The following is a 17014-nucleotide window of genomic DNA, read 5'->3' on the forward strand; positions in this document are numbered from 1 at the left end:
CTGACCTCCCTGGGAGCGGGCTTGCTTAGACCTTCGCGCGCGGTACGGCCGCCCGCAACGCGTGGCGTCCCTTCAGGCCGAGTGCTCCTCCAGCCGGTCGAGAAACGCGGTCTGCGCCGCGATGATCACCGCGCGGGCCCGCTCCAGGCCGAGCCACTCCACGCGGTCCAGCTCCGGGAACTCCCGCATCCGGCCGGACCGCGGCGGCCACTCCATGGCGAAGGTGCCCGGGCTGAAGCCGCTCAGGTCCGGGTCCGCCTCGACGGCCCAGGCCGTGACGACCTTGCCGTTCTTCTGCGCCACCTCGCCCAGCGGTACGGCCTCCCCGTCGGGCGGCGCCAGCCCCAGTTCCTCCTGGAACTCGCGCAGGGCGGCCTCCCAGGCGGGCTCTTCGGGGTCGTACTCGCCCTTGGGGACGGTCCACGCCCCGGCGTCCTTCTTCGCCCAGAGCGGACCACCCATATGGCCCAGCAATACCTGGAGTCCCTCGTCGGTGTGCCGGAACAACAGCAGTCCCGCGCTGCGCCTGGTCGCACGCACCGTCATGGCCTGACCTCCGGGTGTGCCGCCAGCAGGGCCTGAACGGTATCGGCCTCCTCGGGGCGTTTGTCCTCCCGGTAGCGGACCACGCGGGCGAAGCGGAGGGTGACGCCGGCCGGGTATCGGGAGGAGCGCTGGAGGCCGTCGTAGGCGATCTCCACGACGAGTTCGGGGCGGACCCGGACCACCCAGCCGTCGTCCGCGACGGCGAGCTCCCGCAGCCGCTCGGTCTGCCAGGCGAGCATCGCGTCGGTCATGCCCTTGAAGGTCTTGCCGAGCATGGCGAAGCCGCCGTCCGGGGTGCGGGCGCCGAGGTGCAGGTTGGAGAGCTTGCCGGTGCGACGGCCGTGACCCCACTCGGCGGCCAGCACCACCAGGTCGAGGGTGTGCACGGGCTTGACCTTCAGCCAGGCCGCGCCGCGCCGGCCCGCGCTGTACGGCGCGTCCAGCGCCTTCGCCACCACCCCCTCATGGCCACGGGCCAGGGTCTCGGCGAGGAACCGTTCCGCCGCCGGAATGTCGCCGGGCCCGTCGGCCACCGTACGGCGCACCCGCATCGGCTCCGGCACCAGCCGCGCCAGCCGCGCGTGCCGCTCGGCGAAGGGCAGGTCGAGCAGGTCGGTGCCGTCGACCGACAGGACGTCGAAGAAGACGGGGGAGACCGGGGTCTCCTCCGCGGCCCTCGTCACGTCCGTCCGGGAGCCCACCCGGCCCGCCGTCTCCTGGAAGGACCGGGGCCGCCCGGCCGCGTCGAAGGAGATCACCTCGCCGTCCAGGATGAACCGCTCGGCCGGCAACTCCCTTGCCGCCTGGGTCACTTCGGGCAGCCGGCCGGTGATGTCGTCCAGGGTGCGGGTGTGCACCCGGACCGTGTCACCGTCCCGGTGGACCTGCACCCGGATGCCGTCCAGCTTCTCCTCCACCGCGCAGGCGCCCAGCTTCTCCACCGCCTCCGCCACCGAGGACGCGCTGTGCGCCAGCATCGGCAGCACGGGCCGGCCGACCGTGAGCCGGAACCGGTCCAGCGCCGCGGGGCCCTCGCACAGCAGGGCCTGGGCGACCGTCTGCAGCGACCCCGCGAGCATCACCGCGCGGCGTACGGCGGCCGGGTCGGCGCCCGTCGCCCCGGCGAGCCCCTCCACCGCGACCGCGTCCAGCGCGCCCTGCCGTACCTCGCCGGTGAGCAGGCCGAGCAGGAAACGCTGCTCCTCCTCGGTGGCCGCGCCCATCAGCTCGCCGACGAGCCGGATCCGCTCCGCCTGCGAGCCCGGCCCGGACACCTTGCCCAGGTCGGTGAGCAGGGCGTCGACCTCCTGGACCGTGAGCGTGGGCTCACCGGCCGGCGGCACCGGCCGGCTCAGCACCTTCCAGCCGACGCCCAGCCGGCCCTGCGGCAGCCGCCCGGCCAGGTAGGGGATGACGATCGGCACGTCGTCCGCCTCCGCCTCCCGGAACAGCTCCGCGAGCAGCGCCGTCTTGCGGGACCGGGCCGCCGTCGCGGCGACCTCCCGGGACACCTGGGCGAGCCGGGTCAGCAGCATGCAGCCATCCTGCACCGGGGGAGCGGCGGTTACACCCGGACGGAGTCGAGATCCGCCATCAGCAACTCCCCGTTGATCGCCGCCCCCGCCCGGTAACCCCGGCTCGCCGCGTTGATCACCTGTTCCGCGAAGCCGCTCGCGTTGCCCGCCGCCCACAGGCCGGGCACGGTCGTGAGGCCGCGCTCGTCGATCACGGGGTAGGCGCCGAACGGTGTCTCGCGCATCTCGGCGCCCAGCCTCAGGAGCAGGTCGTTGTGCGGGACGGTGCGCGGGGCGGCGTACAGGACCTCGCGGTCGTGGACCGTGCCGTCCGCGAGACGTACCCCCGTGAGCCGGTCGCCGGTGACGACCAGTTCCGCGACCCGGCCGGGCACGAGCGTGACGCCGGCGGTGGCCAGCCGGCGCAGGTCGTCGTCCGTCAGTTCCGGCTCGCCCACCTCGTGCAGGAAGAACCGCACGTCCTTCGACCACTGGGTGATCATGAGCGCCTGGTGCACGCTCAGCGGTGAGGTCCCGAGCACCCCGGTCGGCAGGTCGCGGGCCTCCCAGCCGTGGCAGTACGGGCAGTGCAGCACGTCCCGGCCGAACCGCTCGGCCAGCCCGGGGACGTCCGGCAGCTCGTCCTTCGAGCCCGTGGCGATCACCAGCTGCCGGGCCCGGACGCTCCGTCCGCTCGCCAGGGCCACCGTGAAGTCCTCTTCCCGGGCCGCGTCCACTGCCCGGTCCCGGACCAGCTCCACCCCGTACCGGGCGATCTCCTCGCGTCCGACGGCCAGGAACTCGGCCGGCGACATGCCGTCGCGGGACAGATAGCCCTGCAGGTGCGCGGACGGCGCGTTGCGCGGCTCGCCGGCGTCGACGACCAGCGTGCGGCGCCGGGCGCGGCCGAGGACCAGCGCGGCGGACAGCCCGGCGGCTCCGCCTCCGACGACGACCACTTCGTACTGCTCGGTCATGTGACCACCTCCGCCCCCGACCGTCGCGCGGCCGATGCGCCATTGACAAACCTGTTTGCCGAATCTGCAATACCGGCATGAGTACCGACGACGTTCTCGCCCAGGTGGGGCCCCGTCTGCGCCGTATCCGCAAGGACCGGGAGGTGACCCTGGCGGCGCTGTCCGAGGCCACCGGCATCTCCGTCAGCACCCTCTCCCGGCTGGAGTCCGGGCTGCGCAGGCCCAGCCTCGAACTGCTGCTGCCGATCGCCCAGGCCCACCAGGTGCCGCTGGACGAACTGGTCGGCGCGCCACCGGTCGGGGACCCGCGGGTGCGGGCGGAGCCGATCGTGCGGGGCGGGCGCACCCACTGGCCGCTGACCCGCCAGCCCGGCGGCCTGCAGGCCTTCAAGGTGCTGGAACCGCAGCGGAGGCAGGAGCCGGATCCGCGCAGCCATGAGGGGTACGAGTGGCTGTATGTGCTCTCGGGGCGGCTGCGCCTCGTCCTCGGGGAGCACGACGTGGTGCTGTCGGCGGGGGAGGCCGCCGAGTTCGACACGCGCGTGCCGCACTGGTTCGGGTCGACGGGGGAGGGGCCGGTGGAGTTCCTCAGTCTGTTCGGGCCGCAGGGGGAGCGGATGCACGTACGGGCACGGCCGCGGCGGAAGTGACACGGCCGACAGTTCCCCGATGGACAAGCGACCGCTTAGTATGTCCTCGGACCCGGTCAGACGAAGCAGTCCCGTGGAGGCCCGCATGCAGGCATGGCAAGTGCACGAGAACGGCGAGCCGAGCGAGGTGATGCGCCTGACAGAGGTGGAGCCGCCCACGCCCGGTGACGGCCAGGTGCGCCTGCGCGTGCGCGCCGCGAACATCAACTTCCCGGACGCGCTGCTGTGCCGGGGCCAGTACCAGGTGCGCCCGCCGCTGCCGTTCACGCCCGGCGTGGAGATCTGCGGCGAGACCGAGGACGGCCGCCGGGTGATCGCCAACCCCGCGCTGCCGTACGGCGGTTTCGCCGAGTACGCCCTGGCCGACGCCCGCGCCCTGCTGCCGGCGCCCGAGGCGCTGGACGACGCCGAGGCCGCCGCGCTGCACATCGGCTACCAGACCGGCTGGTTCGGCCTGCACCGCCGGGCACACCTGGAGGCGGGCGAGACCCTGCTCGTGCACGCCGCCGCCGGTGGCGTGGGCAGCGCCGCCGTGCAACTGGGCAAGGCGGCCGGCGCCACCGTGATCGGTGTCGTCGGCGGCGCGGACAAGGCCGCCGTGGCCCGCGAACTGGGCTGTGACGTGGTGGTCGACCGCCGCTCCGAGGACGTGATCGCGGCCGTGAAGGAGGCCACCGGCGGCCGGGGCGCGGACGTGATCTACGACCCCGTGGGCGGCGAGGCCTACGCGCAGTCCGCCAAGCTCGTCGCCTTCGAGGGCCGGATCGTCGTGGTCGGCTTCGCGAGCGGCACCATCCCCAGCCCGGCCCTCAACCACGCGCTGGTGAAGAACTACTCGATCCTCGGCCTGCACTGGGGCCTGTACAACACCAAGAACCCCAAGCTGGTCCAGCGCTGCCACGAGGAACTGACCGAACTGGCCGCCCGCGGCGCGATCAGGCCGCTGGTCAGCGAGCGGGTGCCGCTGAACGAGGCCGCCGTGGCCGTGCAGAAGGTGGCGGACGGCCTCTCCACCGGCCGGATCGCCGTGGTGATGGAGGGAGCAGCATGACCGACGCCGACGAACTGCGCCGCCGCACACGGGAGTTGCTGGCAGCACATCCGCCCGCGAGCACCGGCCGCCTGGACTTCCTGCGCGCCCGCTTCGACGCCGGCCTCGCCTGGGTGCACTACCCCGAGGGCCTCGGCGGACTGGGTGCGCCCCGCCACCTCCAGGCCGTCGTGGACGCCGAGCTGGAGGCCGCGGGCGCACCCGACAACGACGCGCGCCGCAACGGCATCGGCCTCGGCATGGCCGCGCCGACCATCCTGAAGTACGGCACGGACGAGCAGAAGCAGCGCTACCTGCGCCCGCTGTGGACGGGCGAGGAGGTCTGGTGCCAGCTGTTCAGCGAACCCGGCGCAGGCTCCGACCTCGCCGCGCTCGGCACCCGGGCGGTACGAGAAGGCGACGGCTGGGTGGTCAACGGGCAGAAGGTCTGGACGTCCGGCGCGCACAACGCCCGCTGGGCCATCCTCATCGCCCGCACCGACCCCAGCGTGCCCAAGCACGCCGGCATCACCTACTTCCTCTGCGACATGACCGACCCCGGCGTCGACGTCCGACCGCTGCGCCAGATCACCGGTGAGGCCGAGTTCAACGAGGTCTTCCTCACCGACGTCCGCATCCCCGACTCCTGCCGCCTCGGCGAGGTCGGCGACGGCTGGCGGGTCGCCCAGACCACGCTCAACAACGAGCGCGTGGCCATCGGCGGCATGCGGCTGCCCCGCGAGGGCGGCATGATCGGCCCGGTGTCGAAGACCTGGCGCGAACGTCCCGAGCTGCGCACCCACGACCTGCACCAGCGGCTGCTGAAGCTGTGGGTCGAGGCCGAGGTCTCCCGCCTCACCGCCGAACGCCTGCGCCAGCAGCTCGTCGCCGGCCAGCCCGGCCCCGAGGGCGCCGGCATGAAGCTCGCCTTCGCCCGCCTCAACCAGGAGATCAGCGGCCTGGAGGTGGAACTCAGGGGCGAGGAGGGCCTGCTGTACGACGACTGGACCATGCGCCGCCCCGAGCTGGTCGACTTCACCGGCCGCGACGCCGGCTACCGCTATCTGCGCTCCAAGGGCAACAGCATCGAGGGCGGGACCACCGAGGTCCTGCTGAACATCGTCGCCGAGCGGGTCCTCGGCCTGCCCGCCGAACCGCGCACCGACAAGGACGTCGCATGGAAGGACCTGGCCCGATGACAACAGCGGCGGACCTGCTGTACTCCGAGGAGGAAGAGGCGCTGCGCGCCGCCGTCCGCGACCTCCTCACGGACCACTGCGCGCCGGCGGACGTCATCGCCCGCGTCGAGTCGGACACCCCGCACGACCTCGCCCTGTGGAAGTCCCTCACCGAGGGCATGGGCCTTGCCGGGCTCCTGGTTCCCGAGGAGCAGGGCGGCCAGGGCGCCTCCGCCCGCGAGGTCGCCGTGGTCCTGGAGGAGCTGGGGCGGGCGGTCGCTCCGGTGCCGTATCTCACCAGCGCGGTCGTGGCCACGGAGGCCCTGCTGGCCTGCGGTGACGAGGAGCTGCTGGGACAGCTGGCCTCCGGGCGCACCATCGGCGCCCTCGCCGTCGGCCTGCACTCGGCTCCGGGCGCCGTTCATAAGGCCGTACGCCTGGAAAACGGCGCCCTGCACGGCGAGCTGACCGGCATCGCCGACGCGGCCGTGGCGGACGTCCTGCTCGTCCCGGCCGAGGACGGCGGCCTGTACGCGGTGGCCGCGGGCGACGCGACGGTCACCCCGCAGAGCTCCCTCGACCTGACCCGGCCACTGGCGACGGTACGGCTGGAGGGTGCACCCGGCCGCCGCGTCGGTGACGCCGATCCCGCCGTACGACGCGCCCTGCGCGCCGCCGCCGGACTGCTGGCCTCCGAGCAACTGGGCGTTGCCGACTGGGCGTTGACCGAGACGGTCCGCTATCTGAAGGAGCGCAAGCAGTTCAACCGGCCGGTCGGCGGATTCCAGGCGCTCAAGCACCGGCTGGCGCAGCTGTGGCTGGAGGTCGTGAACCTCCGCGCCGCCGCCCGGGCCGCCGCCGACGCGCTGGCCTCCGGCGAGGACACGGACGTGTCGGTCGCCGTCGCGCAGGCCTACGCGGCACCGGTGGCCGTCCATGCCGCCGAGGAGGCCCTGCAGCTGCACGGCGGCATCGGGATGACCTGGGAGCATCCGATCCACCTGTATCTGAAGCGGGCCAAGGCGGACTCGATCGCCTACGGCACGGCGGGCGAGCATCGCTCGGCGCTGGCCGGGTTGGTGGATCTCCAAGGGCCCTGACCACCGGCGCCCACAAGTGAACACAGGGCGAACTCCCCTCTGGGCGGGGGATGTTGGCCGTAGACCGAACGCATACTCCCTTGAGGTCCCCTCCGGCACCTCAAGGGAGTATGCGCATGGCCCTCACCACCCGTCGCAGAGCCCTCACCACCCTCGGCGCCGCCTGCGTGGGCACGCTCGCCCTGCCCACGGGCCGCGCCCTGGCCGGCGGACAACCGCGCGGTCCGCACCCGCTGTGGAACGCGCACGCCCACAACGACTACGAGCACCCCCGGCCGCTGTTCGACGCCCTCGACCACCGCTTCAACAGCGTCGAGGCCGACATCTTCCTCGTCGGCGACCAGCTCCTCATCGGCCACGACAGCTCCGAGCTGGACCCCTCCCGCACCCTCGAATCCCTCTACCTCGACCCGCTCGCCGCCCGGGTCCGGGAGAACCACGGTGCCGTGTACCAGGGCTGGCGGCGGCCGCTGCAGCTCCTGATCGACATCAAGACCGAGGGCTCCTCGACGTACCTCGAACTCGACCGCCGTCTGCGCCGCCACCCGCACCTGTTCACCCGGTACGCGCACGGCCGGGTCCACCCCGGACCGGTCACCGCCGTCATCTCCGGCGACCGCGCCGCCCGCCTCCCCATGGAGGCGCAGCAGGAGCGGCGCGCCTTCTACGACGGCCGGCTCACCGATCTCGGCGGACCCGCCCCGGCCACCTTCATCTCGCTGATCAGCGACAACTGGACGCAGAACTTCACCTGGTCGGGCGAGGGCGCGTTCCCCGACGCCGAGCGGCAGAAGCTGCGGAGCATCACCGCCGCCGCGCACGCCCGCGGTCAGCAGGTGCGGTTCTGGGCCACCCCGGACGCCGCGGGCCCGGCCCGCGACGCCCTGTGGACGGAACTGCTCGCCGCCGGTGTCGACTACCTGAACACCGACGACCTGGCCGGCCTCGAGACCTTCCTGGACGCCCGCCCCACCGGGTGACACCACTCGTTCGGGGGACATGTCAGCCACCCGGACAAACCCTCCGCTACGCCACACTTGCGGCCGAACGCCGCTCAAGGGGTGTGGCGGAGGAGGTTCCTGGTGGTCATTCCGGTCTCTGCGGTCGTGCTGCTCCTGATCCTGGCCGTGATCTTCATTCGCAACTGCTCGCTGAAGATCTCCCACGCTCTGGTCTGCATGCTGCTCGGCTTCTTCCTGGCCGGTACGAGCATGGCGCCCACCATCCACAGCGGGCTCATGACGACCGCCGACCTGGTGAGCAGTCTGCGGCCCTGAGGTCAGCCGGCCGAGAACACCCCGATGCCGTTCGCGACGGGGCGCTCGGCGCCGGTGCTCGGATGGTTGCGGACCGTCACGGCGCTCGCCCCCTCGTCGCGGGTGACCAGCTCCGTCGAGCCGCCGCCGTCGAGGTTGAACGCGTCGGACGCGCCCAGCGAGCGCATGGTGTCGGCCTCCTCCGCGACCGTCATACCGGTCCGGTACGCGGCGGCCCCGTCCAGCGCCAGGATCAGCAGCTGCCGGCCGCCGTCCCGGAAGCCCACGGCCGTGCGCACCGACGAGGCGGTGTTGTCCAGACCGGGCAGCGCCTCGCCGCCCTCGAGGACCGGGAAGCCGCCGACCGCGAAGGCGTACGGCACCCCCGACGAGGCCACCAGGTCGTGCGTGACCTTCACCGCGTCACCGACGGCGAGCTTGCGCAGCTGCTGCGCACCCTCCTCGCGGCCCACCAGGACCGTGGTGTCCGCCGGGATCGACCCGCTGCCCGGAGTGTCGGCGGCCGAGACCACCCGGCCGCCCCGGACCTTCACCTCGTAGGTGTCGGTGCTGCACGGCGCCGACCGCTGGGCGTCGGTACCGCACACGGCACGCATCCGGGAGGCGCTGCCCCAGCGGGCGGTGAAGGCGCCCACGGAGTTCTCCGGGAGCGCGTACTGGTTGAGGCCCTTCAACGGCAACGTGCCGTCCGGTGTGTCCACGCTGCCGGTGAGGGAGAGGCGGTCCAGCCGGGCCCGCCCGTCGGTGCCGACGCCGAAGACGTCCTGCGTGCTCGTGCCCGGCGGCAGCGCGGGTCCGAACCGCTGGCCGTTCGGCACCGCCGCCTTGAGCACCTGCCCGCCCGCGATCGCCGGTCCGACGCCGGCGCCGGTGGCGTCCACGCCCGGATGCTGGGTCTCGCTGATGTCGAAGAAGTCACCGTTGACCCCCGCGACCGCCCCGGCCGAGTCCGCCATCCCGGAGACGGTGGCCCGGGCCGCCACCGCGCCCGGGTACAGCAGGTCCACCCGGACGTGCGGGTCGGCCAGATCGACCGTGACCAGATGGGCGTGTGCCGGGCCCGCGGCCGCCCGGACGTCGAACTGCCGGTAGGTGACACCCGGCGCGATGCGGCTGCCGGCCGGTACGGCACCGGCCGGCGCCGCCCCCGCCAGGGCCGCACCGGCCAGCACACCGAACGCCGTGACAACCGTGAGTACCGCTCTGCCCGCTGCCGAACGCCTGCGACGTCTGATCACCGTGGCCCCCTGATGGGTCGTCAACTGTCCCTGCCGTACGGGCTGTCGTACGGCCGTCAAGGGCAGTGGACCAGAGGGCGGCGACCGCCGGGCCGACTAGGCGTCGACTACGCGAGAACGGGTGAGGAAACGCACCCCCTCGGGTGCCTCCAGCGAGAAGCCGCTGCCCCGTCCGGGTACCACGTCCACGATCAGCCGGGTGTGGCTCCAGGCCTCGTACTGGCTCCGGGACATCCAGAAGGTGACGGGCTCGGCCACGCCGTCCACCGTCAGTTCCGCCAGCAGCACGTCGGAGCCGCCGGTGCGGAACTCGCCGTCCGGGTAGCACATGGGCGCGCTGCCGTCGCAGCAGCCGCCGGACTGGTGGAACATCAGCGGACCGTGCTCGGCGTGCAGCCGCCGCACCAGGTCCGCGGCCTCGGGGGTGAGTTCGACGCGCGGGATTTCCTCATCCATGGGTCACCCTCCTGGAGAGCCGGGGCGCGGGACGTCGGACCCGGCCAGTCTCACGGATCGTCACCGGCCCGTCCAGAACGCCTCGTCGGCCCGGCCCGGTCGGGTCAGCGGTGACCGAGCACGTTCACCACCCGGCCGTTCGGATCCCGCACGAAGAACCGGCGTACGCCCCACTCCTCGTCCGTGAGCGGATGCACGATCTCCGCGCCGCGCTCGAGCATCGCCGCGTATGCCGCGTCCACGTCCTCGACCTCGATGCTCAGATCCGGGGCGACCGGCGCGGTGCGGTCCCCGGTCATCAGGCTGAGCTGCGCGCTCGGGTTCTGCCGGGAGGCCAGGGTCATGATCCAGCCATGGTTCATGACCTCCTCCAGCCCCAGCACACCGTAGAACTCCGCGCTCTGCGGCAGCGCGGTCGACCGGATGGTGGGCACGACGCGGCGTACGGGCATCTCGCGACTCTGCTGGTCGGTCGGCTGGTACGGGAGACGCCAGAGTAGCCCTGCTGTGCTTCGTCCGGGTGTGACCCTGCGGCCGTACCTCACCCGATGTCACGGACCCGGCGCCTCGGCAACGCCAGCGAAGCGCCCCCCGAAGCGGCGCGGGTAACTGCGCGGGCCTCGAACAGGAGGGGCAGCATCGACAGGACGACGACCACGGCGACCAGCGGCAGCAGGTAGTCGTCGACGTGGGGGGCGGACGTGCCGAGGCTGTAACCGGCGCCTCGGCAAGATCAGTGAAGCGCGCCCCGAAGCGGCGCGGGGAACTGCGCGAGCCGCCACGACGGCGCCGCGGACGCCGGGCGGCACAGTGCGGCGCACTGGGCGCGCGGCACTGTCACCGGCGGGCACGCCCTTCGCGGCGGGCGCGGCGGGCCTCGAACAGGAGGGGCAGCATCGACAGGACGACGACCACGGCGACCAGCGGCAGCAGGTAGTCGTCGACGTGCGGGACGGACGTACCGAGGCTGTAACCGGCGAGGACGAGCAGCTGCGACCACAGCACCCCGGCCACGGTCTGCCAGAGCGTGAAGGTCCGCACGGGCACCCCGAGGACGCCGGCCACAGGATGCAGCACCGTCCGCAGCAACGGCACGAACCGGCCGATGACCAGGGCCTTCCGGTAGCCGTACCGGGCCAGCAGCTCCTCGGCCCGGGTGGCCGCCGCCTTGACCCGCCGGCTGGAGGTGCGCGCCAGCAGGGCCCGGCCGCCGTGCCGCCCGATCAGGTACCCGACCTGCCCTCCCACCACCGCCCCCACCGCCGCGCACAGCAGCACCTGCCACAACGCCAGCCGGGGCGCCTGGTGGGCACCGCCGGCGCACAGCACACCGGCGGGGAACAGCAGGGTGTCACCGGGCAGGAAGAAGCCGACGATCAGCAGACCGGACTCCGCGAAGATCACCACCAGGACGCCGATCGCGCCGAAGGCGGCCAGCACCGAGGCGCTGTTCAACGGATTGACGGCTATCACCTGGCCGCGCCTCCCGGCCTGCTCGCAGGGCTGCTCGTTCACCAGCATCACCCGGCCACCGCGAAAGCGCCCACCCCGGTGCCGTACCGGTCTCAGCCGGTCCGGATGCTCGTCTGCATCTCCGGCCGGACGGCCTGCCGGGCGGGCCACCCAGCGGCGACAGCCCCGACGAGCCCGGCCGGCAGCAGGAACAGCACCATCCGGGCGAACGGCACGATCGTGGGGACCCGGCTGGACCATGCGCTTGACGCCTGCGCGGCCCATGCCGATCGCCCGCAGCGTGCCGATCTCGCGTCGGCGTTCCGGGTGGAGCAGGTTCAGCCCCGAGGTGATCGTGCCGCTGAAGCCGTCCTCCATGCCCTGCTGGTCGTTGATCCCGATGGCCGGGTTGTGGCCGGTGGCGGTCTGCAGCGTCTTCAGCGCGTCGCCGGCGCCGTGCTCACCGCTGACAAGGATGCTCCCGATGTACGGCTCCACCTGGTGCGCGGTGACGGCCGAGGCCGGGACCAGGACCGTGGACAGGACCTTGCTGTCGTCGAAGATCCCGCCGACGGTCACGGACCATTCGCCGCCGTCGGGATACGTGACCTGCACCGATGAGCCGACCGACAGCCCGTCGGCCGCGGCGACCTTGGAATCGACCAGGACCCGCCCCCTGCCCGAGACGGTATCGTCGACCGCTCCGGCCACGGAGTTCCCCACCGCCGTCATCGCGGTGATCATGCTGAGCCCGGCGGCGAGGGCACCGCCGGTCGTGGCCGTGCGCCGCGGGTTGCGTACGGCGTTGAGCCGGGCGAGCTTCCCCGGGCTGCGGCAGCAGCGGCGAGGCCACCGTGACGACCGGACGGGACAGCGTCGGCAGCAGGAACAGCAGACACAGCGCGCAGAACCCGGCGCCCACCGACATGCGCAGCAGCCCGGAAGCACCCGGAGCGGCGTCGAACGCCACCACACCCGCCCCGATCACGAAGAGCAGCACACCGAAGACGTCGCGGACCAGCAGACTCTGTCGCGTGGCCGGCCGGTCGCCGCTGCTCATCGCGGCCGCCGGGGGAAACGTGCGCGTCGCCTCGAACAGCCCGGCGCACGAGACGAGGCTGACCGGCACGGACGACGGCCGCGACCAGCGTCCGGCCGGGGCCGGCTACGGCATCGCCGGCATGCGCGAGCGCGTTCGGCCTGCTCAAGGGGCACTTCCGGGCGGCCCCCCGTCCCGAAGGCGGCTTCCAGGCGGAAACGGGGCTCCCGGCCTGACGACCCGCCTCGTCCTCGCCGACGACCAGCGGGGCTCGACCTCTTGACCTCCGTAGCCCCAGCCACTAGCTTGCGGTAGCCGATCCATGACTACCGAAAGGAGGCGACCAGCGGATGTACACCTGCTCTGATCTCGGTCGCCTCGCCCAGTGCACCGTCTGGGTTCCGGGTCGGATCGCGCACGGCTGCTGAGCAAGCCGTTCTGATGTGCCCGTCCGTGGCACATGCCGGGTTTCCCGTCACCACCTTCTGGCACGTCGCTGTCGCGTGCCCTTTTGCGCCCGCTTCTCCCACGTGGCGCGTCTGAACACAGAAAGCTGCCTGAAATTGGCGAACATGATGAATCGACCCAGCGCGCATCGGAACGAAGGCCCGTCATGGTAGCGGCGCGGATCACGGTCAATGGGACAGAAACACCGATTTCACCGGCTGCGCCCCACACCACAGTGCTGGACTTCCTGCGCGAACGTGGGCTCACCGGTACCAAGGAGGGCTGCGCCGAGGGTGAGTGCGGCGCCTGTTCGGTCCTGGTGGCCCGTCCCGGGGTGAACAAGCCGACCGACTGGGTGGCGGTCAACGCCTGCCTGGTCCCGGTCGCGGCGCTCGACGGTCAGGAGATCATCACCTCCGAAGGTCTCGCCACCGCCGGCGAACCCGGCACACCGCCCACCTTGCACCCGGTGCAGGAGGAGATGGCGGTCCGCGGCGGCTCCCAGTGCGGCTACTGCACGCCGGGATTCGTGTGCAGCATGGCCGCCGAGTACTACCGGCCGGACCGGTGCGCGCATGCGGACCCGGCCGGCAGTGCCGACGGCAAGCACAGTGCCGATGCCGAGCACAGCGGCGACGCCGAGCACGGGCCGAACGGATTCGATCTGCACGCGCTGAGCGGAAACCTGTGCCGCTGCACCGGGTACCGCCCGATTCGCGATGCCGCGTTCGCCGTCGGTGTGCCCACCGAGGAGGACCCGCTGGCGCAGCGCCGCGAGCAGTCCCCGCCCGCCCCGGTCGCCACCGAGTACACCCAGGACGACCAGGCGTTCCTGCGCAAGAGCACCCTGGCCGAGACGCTGCGGCTGCTGCGCGAGCGGCCCGACGCGGTGGTGGTCGCCGGCTCCACCGACTGGGGCGTCGAGGTGAACATCCGCTCCCGCCGCGCGGATTGCGTGATCGCCATCGACCGGCTGCCCGAACTGCGGGAGCTGCGCGTCGACTCCGACCACATCGAGATCGGGGCGGCGCTGACGCTCACCGAGATCGAACGCCGGCTCGACGGCGGGGTCCCGCTGCTGGCAGAGCTGTTCCCGCAGTTCGCGTCCCGGCTCATCCGCAACAGCGCGACCTTCGGCGGCAACCTGGGTACCGGCTCCCCCATCGGTGACAGCCCGCCCGTGCTGCTCGCGCTGGAGGCGTCGGTGGTGCTCGCCGACGCCGACGGTGAGCGTGAGGTCCCGCTGGCGGACTACTTCACCGGCTACCGGCAGAGCGTTCGCCGTCGCGGCGAGCTGATCCGCGCGGTGCGCATCCCGCTGCCGCTGTCGCCGGTCGTGGGCTTTCACAAGATCGCCAAGCGGCGCTTCGACGACATCTCCAGCGTGGCGGTCGCTTTCGCGCTCGACATCGAGGACGGAGTCGTCCGCAAGGCGCGCATCGGCCTGGGCGGCGTGGCCGCCACCCCGATCCGCGCCCTCGCCACCGAGGCGGCCCTGGAGGGCAGGACGTGGGCGGTGGAGACCGTCGAGGCCGCGGCCCAGGTGCTGCGGGCCGAGGGCACCCCGATGAGCGATCACCGTGCCAGCGCCGACTACCGCTCCGCGATGCTCGGCGAGAGCCTGCTGAAGCTGTACGCGCAGAACACCGAGGCGGTGTCGTCATGAGCCATTTGTCCGAGCGTCCCGAAAAGCCCGTCGTCGGTGTCCCGATGCCGCACGAGAGCGCCAACCTGCACGTCACCGGTACCGCGCTCTACACCGACGACCTGGTCCAGCGCACCAAGGACGTGCTGCACGCCTACCCGGTCCAGGTCATGAAGGCCCACGGGAGGATCACCGCGCTGCGCACCGAGCCCGCGCTCGCCGTGCCCGGTGTGGTCCGGGTGCTGACCGGTGCCGACGTGCCCGGCGTCAACGACGCGGGGATGAAGCACGACGAACCGCTGTTCCCCGACGAGGTCATGTTCTACGGCCACGCGGTCGCCTGGGTGCTCGGCGAGACCCTGGAGGCGGCCCGGCTCGGTGCGGCGGCCGTGGAGGTGGAACTCGACGAACTGCCCTCGCTGATCACGCTGCAGGACGCGATGGCGGCCGGCAGCTATCACGGTGCCCAGCCGGTGATGGTGCACGGCGACGTCGACGCGGGCTTCGCCGACTCCGCGCACGTGTTCACCGGAGAGTTCCAGTTCTCCGGCCAGGAGCACTTCTATCTCGAGACGCACGCGGCGCTGGCCCAGGTCGACGAGAACGGGCAGGTGTTCATCCAGAGCAGCACCCAGCACCCGTCGGAGACCCAGGAGATCGTCTCGCACGTGCTCGGGGTGCCCGCCCACGAGGTGACCGTGCAGTGCCTGCGGATGGGCGGCGGTTTCGGCGGCAAGGAGATGCAGCCGCACGGGTTCGCGGCCGTCGCCGCGCTCGGCGCCAAGCTGACCGGCCGGCCGGTCCGGTTCCGCCTCAATCGGACCCAGGACCTGACCATGTCCGGCAAGCGCCACGGTTTCCACGCCACGTGGCGGATCGGCTTCGACGCGGACGGCCGTATCCAGGCCCTGGACGCCACCCTGACAGCGGACGGCGGCTGGAGCCTGGACCTCTCCGAGCCGGTGCTGGCCCGGGCGCTGTGCCACATCGACAACACCTACTGGATCCCCAACGCGCGCGTAGCCGGTCGCGTCGCCAGGACCAACACGGTCTCCAACACCGCCTTCCGCGGTTTCGGCGGACCCCAGGGCATGCTGGTGATCGAGGACATCCTGGGCCGCTGCGCGCCGCTGCTCGGCCTGGACCCCATGGAGCTGCGGGAACGCAACTTCTACCAGCCCGGCCAGGGCCAGACGACGCCGTACGGGCAGCCGGTCACGCAGCCCGAACGGATCTCCACCGTCTGGCGGCAGGTCCAGGACGACGCCGCCATCGCCGATCGCAAGCGCGAGATCGCCGCCTTCAACGCAGCGCACCCGCACACCAAGCGGGCCCTCGCGATCACCGGCATCAAGTTCGGCATCTCGTTCAACCTCACCGCCTTCAACCAGGGCGGCGCGCTGGTGCTGATCTACAAGGACGGCTCGGTCCTGATCAACCACGGCGGCACCGAGATGGGCCAGGGCCTGCACACCAAGATGCTGCAGGTGGCCGCGACCACGCTGGGCATCCCGCTGCACAAGGTGCGGCTGGCCCCCACCCGCACCGACAAGGTGCCCAACACCTCCGCCACCGCCGCCAGTTCCGGGGCGGACCTCAACGGCGGGGCGGTCAAGAACGCCTGTGAGCAGTTGCGGACGCGGCTGCTGCAGGTGGCCGCCACCCAGCTGGGCGCGAACGCCTCGGACGTGCGCATCACCGAGGGCGTCGCGCGTGCCCTGGGCAGCGACAAGGAGCTGGCCTGGGACGACCTGGTGCGCACCGCGTACTTCCAGCGCGTGCAGTTGTCGGCGTCCGGTTTCTACCGGACCGAGGGGCTGCACTGGGACGCGAAGACGTTCCGGGGCTCGCCGTTCAAGTACTTCGCCCATGGCGCCGCCGCGACCGAGGTGGAGGTGGACGGCTTCACCGGCGCGTACCGCATCCGGCGGGTGGACATCGTGCACGACGTCGGCGACAGCCTGTCCCCGCTGATCGACATCGGCCAGGTCGAGGGCGGTTTCGTGCAGGGCGCGGGCTGGCTGACGCTCGAGGACCTGCGCTGGGACGTCAGTGACGGGCCGCACCGCGGCCGGCTGCTGACCCAGGCCGCGAGCACCTACAAGCTGCCGAGCTTCTCGGAGATGCCCGAGGAGTTCAACGTCACGCTGCTGGAGAACGCCACCGAGGAGGGCGCGGTCTACGGCTCCAAGGCGGTGGGTGAGCCTCCGCTGATGCTGGCGTTCTCGGTGCGCGAGGCGCTGCGGCAGGCCGTCGCCGCGTTCGGGCCGAGCGGGGCCAGCGTCGATCTGGCCTCGCCCGCGACGCCGGAGGCGGTGTACTGGGCGGTCCAGGAGGCCCGTCGGAGCGATGCCTCGCACAACGGTCACGCCCGCGCCGGGTCTGCCGCAGGCGGCCATCCCGGCAACGGTCGCGCCGCGGGCGGCAGGATCCGAACCGACGCAAAAGCGTTGAACAGTGCCTGA

At 72.4% G+C, this 17014-nt stretch carries 16 protein-coding genes; 9 read left to right on the forward strand and 7 right to left on the reverse strand.

Going from position 1 to position 17014, the window contains the following annotated elements:
• Window positions 1-72 precede the first annotated feature (72 nt).
• Genes FB563_RS29210 through FB563_RS29220 form a run of 3 tightly spaced genes read right to left on the reverse strand, consistent with a single transcriptional unit; the run spans window position 73 to window position 3037 of the window.
• The gene (locus FB563_RS29210; RefSeq protein WP_055708570.1) at window positions 73-546 is read right to left on the reverse strand and encodes an NUDIX hydrolase; all 474 of its coding nucleotides are present in this window, start codon (window positions 544-546) and stop codon (window positions 73-75) included.
• On the reverse strand, window positions 543-2081 hold the full coding sequence (locus FB563_RS29215; RefSeq protein WP_055708571.1) for an ATP-dependent DNA ligase: 1539 nt from the start codon (window positions 2079-2081) through the stop codon (window positions 543-545). Before FB563_RS29215 ends, FB563_RS29210 begins: the two co-directional genes overlap by 4 nt.
• Before the next feature lie 29 nt (window positions 2082-2110).
• Window positions 2111-3037, reverse strand: coding sequence for an NAD(P)/FAD-dependent oxidoreductase (locus FB563_RS29220; protein ID WP_055708572.1), 927 nt, complete (start codon window positions 3035-3037; stop codon window positions 2111-2113).
• A 77-nt stretch (window positions 3038-3114) separates the two neighbouring features.
• Between FB563_RS29220 and FB563_RS29225 the strand changes: the two genes are divergently transcribed.
• The 6 genes from FB563_RS29225 (at window position 3115) to FB563_RS29250 (ending at window position 8272) form a co-directional block, all read left to right on the forward strand.
• Entirely contained in the window at window positions 3115-3687 is a 573-nt protein-coding gene (locus tag FB563_RS29225; RefSeq protein ID WP_055708573.1) for a helix-turn-helix domain-containing protein, read from the forward strand.
• Window positions 3688-3772: 85 nt separating this feature from the next.
• On the forward strand, window positions 3773-4738 hold the full coding sequence (locus FB563_RS29230) for an NADPH:quinone oxidoreductase family protein (protein WP_055708583.1): 966 nt from the start codon (window positions 3773-3775) through the stop codon (window positions 4736-4738).
• Entirely contained in the window at window positions 4735-5916 is a 1182-nt protein-coding gene (locus FB563_RS29235; protein WP_055708574.1) for an acyl-CoA dehydrogenase family protein, read from the forward strand. Before FB563_RS29230 ends, FB563_RS29235 begins: the two co-directional genes overlap by 4 nt.
• The gene (locus FB563_RS29240) at window positions 5913-6995 is read left to right on the forward strand and encodes an acyl-CoA dehydrogenase family protein (protein ID WP_055708575.1); all 1083 of its coding nucleotides are present in this window, start codon (window positions 5913-5915) and stop codon (window positions 6993-6995) included. The genes FB563_RS29235 and FB563_RS29240 overlap by 4 nt, the downstream gene beginning before the upstream one ends.
• Before the next feature lie 116 nt (window positions 6996-7111).
• The gene (locus FB563_RS29245; RefSeq protein WP_055708576.1) at window positions 7112-7975 is read left to right on the forward strand and encodes a phosphatidylinositol-specific phospholipase C/glycerophosphodiester phosphodiesterase family protein; all 864 of its coding nucleotides are present in this window, start codon (window positions 7112-7114) and stop codon (window positions 7973-7975) included.
• A 102-nt stretch (window positions 7976-8077) separates the two neighbouring features.
• On the forward strand, window positions 8078-8272 hold the full coding sequence (locus FB563_RS29250; protein WP_055708577.1) for a hypothetical protein: 195 nt from the start codon (window positions 8078-8080) through the stop codon (window positions 8270-8272).
• Between the two features lie 2 nt (window positions 8273-8274).
• On the opposite strand, the gene FB563_RS29255 is transcribed toward FB563_RS29250, so the two are convergent.
• From FB563_RS29255 to FB563_RS29275, 4 genes are all read right to left on the reverse strand, one after another.
• A complete protein-coding gene (locus tag FB563_RS29255; protein WP_055708578.1) occupies window positions 8275-9444 on the reverse strand; it encodes a phosphodiester glycosidase family protein in 1170 nt (389 codons plus the stop codon).
• A 162-nt stretch (window positions 9445-9606) separates the two neighbouring features.
• Complete coding sequence (locus tag FB563_RS29260; RefSeq protein ID WP_055708579.1) at window positions 9607-9966, reverse strand: DUF779 domain-containing protein; 360 nt, start codon at window positions 9964-9966, stop codon at window positions 9607-9609.
• A 104-nt stretch (window positions 9967-10070) separates the two neighbouring features.
• Complete coding sequence (locus FB563_RS29265; RefSeq protein ID WP_055708580.1) at window positions 10071-10418, reverse strand: VOC family protein; 348 nt, start codon at window positions 10416-10418, stop codon at window positions 10071-10073.
• Between the two features lie 385 nt (window positions 10419-10803).
• Window positions 10804-11439 carry a DedA family protein gene (locus FB563_RS29275; RefSeq protein WP_142219083.1) on the reverse strand — a complete coding sequence of 212 codons (636 nt, stop codon included), beginning with the start codon at window positions 11437-11439 and terminating at the stop codon, window positions 10804-10806.
• A gap of 1013 nt (window positions 11440-12452) precedes the next feature.
• Here FB563_RS29275 and FB563_RS43100 point away from each other — a divergent pair.
• From FB563_RS43100 to xdhB, 3 genes are all read left to right on the forward strand, one after another.
• The gene (locus tag FB563_RS43100) at window positions 12453-12740 is read left to right on the forward strand and encodes a hypothetical protein (RefSeq protein WP_167528454.1); all 288 of its coding nucleotides are present in this window, start codon (window positions 12453-12455) and stop codon (window positions 12738-12740) included.
• A gap of 330 nt (window positions 12741-13070) precedes the next feature.
• Window positions 13071-14570, forward strand: a complete 1500-nt coding sequence (locus FB563_RS29280) for a xanthine dehydrogenase small subunit (RefSeq protein ID WP_055704872.1) — start codon at window positions 13071-13073, stop codon at window positions 14568-14570.
• A complete protein-coding gene (gene xdhB / locus FB563_RS29285) occupies window positions 14567-17014 on the forward strand; it encodes a xanthine dehydrogenase molybdopterin binding subunit (RefSeq protein ID WP_055704873.1) in 2448 nt (815 codons plus the stop codon). The genes FB563_RS29280 and xdhB overlap by 4 nt, the downstream gene beginning before the upstream one ends.

The organism is Streptomyces puniciscabiei (assembly GCF_006715785.1).
Taxonomy (GTDB): Bacteria; Actinomycetota; Actinomycetes; order Streptomycetales; family Streptomycetaceae; genus Streptomyces; species Streptomyces puniciscabiei.

Coding starts and splice junctions, on each gene's coding strand:
- xdhB (WP_055704873.1), top strand. CDS start 14,567: ATGAGCCATTTGTCCGAGCGTCCCGAAAAGCCCGTCGTCGGTGTCCCG.
- FB563_RS29225 (WP_055708573.1), top strand. CDS start 3,115: ATGAGTACCGACGACGTTCTCGCCCAGGTGGGGCCCCGTCTGCGCCGT.
- FB563_RS29245 (WP_055708576.1), top strand. CDS start 7,112: ATGGCCCTCACCACCCGTCGCAGAGCCCTCACCACCCTCGGCGCCGCC.
- FB563_RS29240 (WP_055708575.1), top strand. CDS start 5,913: ATGACAACAGCGGCGGACCTGCTGTACTCCGAGGAGGAAGAGGCGCTG.
- FB563_RS29230 (WP_055708583.1), top strand. CDS start 3,773: ATGCAGGCATGGCAAGTGCACGAGAACGGCGAGCCGAGCGAGGTGATG.
- FB563_RS29215 (WP_055708571.1), bottom strand. CDS start 2,081: ATGCTGCTGACCCGGCTCGCCCAGGTGTCCCGGGAGGTCGCCGCGACG.
- FB563_RS29235 (WP_055708574.1), top strand. CDS start 4,735: ATGACCGACGCCGACGAACTGCGCCGCCGCACACGGGAGTTGCTGGCA.
- FB563_RS29260 (WP_055708579.1), bottom strand. CDS start 9,966: ATGGATGAGGAAATCCCGCGCGTCGAACTCACCCCCGAGGCCGCGGAC.
- FB563_RS29280 (WP_055704872.1), top strand. CDS start 13,071: ATGGTAGCGGCGCGGATCACGGTCAATGGGACAGAAACACCGATTTCA.
- FB563_RS29265 (WP_055708580.1), bottom strand. CDS start 10,418: ATGCCCGTACGCCGCGTCGTGCCCACCATCCGGTCGACCGCGCTGCCG.
- FB563_RS29210 (WP_055708570.1), bottom strand. CDS start 546: ATGACGGTGCGTGCGACCAGGCGCAGCGCGGGACTGCTGTTGTTCCGG.
- FB563_RS29220 (WP_055708572.1), bottom strand. CDS start 3,037: ATGACCGAGCAGTACGAAGTGGTCGTCGTCGGAGGCGGAGCCGCCGGG.